Raw genomic sequence first — 1161 nt, 5'->3', positions numbered from 1 at the left:
GAAATCTAGAAGCTTTATCGAAAAAAACACAGGAGGATAGGGAGTTTATTATGCGTTTAGCTCCACTTTACCAACAGGATAGGGAACAAGCGGTTCAGCAAGGTGTACAGCAGGAAGCATTAAAGTTGGTTATTAGACTTCTTCAACGACGTTTCGGTGAAATACCGCAAAATCTAGAAGAAACCATCCGTAACCTTCCTGTGGAGCGGTTAGAAGACTTAGGACTCGCTTTATTAGACTTTAACACTTTGACAGATTTAGATAACTGGTTGCATCCGTGACTCGCTTTATTTGGGATAAATTTAGCAAAGACTTCCTAGAAACCCTTCTTTCTCCCTACGGTACAGTAGTTGTCAGCAAAGAAGTCACCTCAGAAATCAAAGAAATTGATGTGTATTTTAGTCCTAATATCTCTGAAATTCCCTCTCAGCTAGGATGATTAGGCAAATTATGCCAAAATCCCTGTTTATTGGAACCCTATCGCAATGGGATTACCCTTGATGGTATCAATGATTGTCTATCCAAGCGCTTTGCTATCCGTGAAATCTTCCACAGAGAAGCAAAGAGAAATAAACAGAGAATATCAGAGGAGGAGATACCTAAGTTATGGATTTTGACTCCTACAGCTAGTGAGCGCATTTTATCCCTGTTTACGGCTCAATTACAACCCAATTGGCCACAAGGGGTTTATTTTCTCCCGGAGGGTTTAGGTACAGCTATTGTTGTCATTCATCAATTACCCGCAATCCCAGAGACATTATGGCTAAGATTATTGGGTAGAGGAGGAACAAGAGAGAGAGCTATCGATGAATTAGAGAGATTATCACCGAATAATCCCCTAAAATCGGCTTCCTTAAACTTATTGTATAATCTGAGTAGAAATCTAGAAGCTTTATCGAAAAAAACACAGGAGGATAGGGAGTTTATTATGCGTTTAGCTCCACTTTACCAACAGGATAGGGAACAAGCGGTTCAGCAAGGTGTACAGCAAGGTATTCAACAAGGAAGACAACAGGGAGAAGCGTATTTACTCCTCCGTCAACTTCAGCGACGTTTCGGTGAAATACCGCAAAATCTAGAAGAAACCATCCGTAACCTTCCTGTGGAGCGGTTAGAAGACTTAGGACTCGCTTTATTAGACTTTAACACTTTGACAGATTT

The 1161-nt window shown here is 40.7% G+C and carries 1 protein-coding gene and 1 pseudogene; both read left to right on the top strand.

The genetic code is table 11. The features are described from left to right. The coding region (locus tag IQ242_RS25370) for a DUF4351 domain-containing protein (RefSeq protein WP_228021223.1) at positions 1–281 on the top strand (281 nt) is incomplete at its 5' end. After that, a pseudogene (locus tag IQ242_RS25365) lies at positions 278–1161 on the top strand (DUF4351 domain-containing protein); the annotation flags it as partial. The gene IQ242_RS25370 and the pseudogene IQ242_RS25365, both read left to right, overlap by 4 nt.

Origin of the sequence: Microcystis sp. LEGE 08355 (assembly GCF_015207185.1) — a bacterium.
Taxonomy (GTDB): Bacteria; Cyanobacteriota; Cyanobacteriia; order Cyanobacteriales; family Microcystaceae; genus Microcystis; species Microcystis panniformis.
The sequence above is the reverse complement of the archived record's forward strand: the minus strand, read 5'-3'. Positions and strand labels throughout refer to the sequence as shown.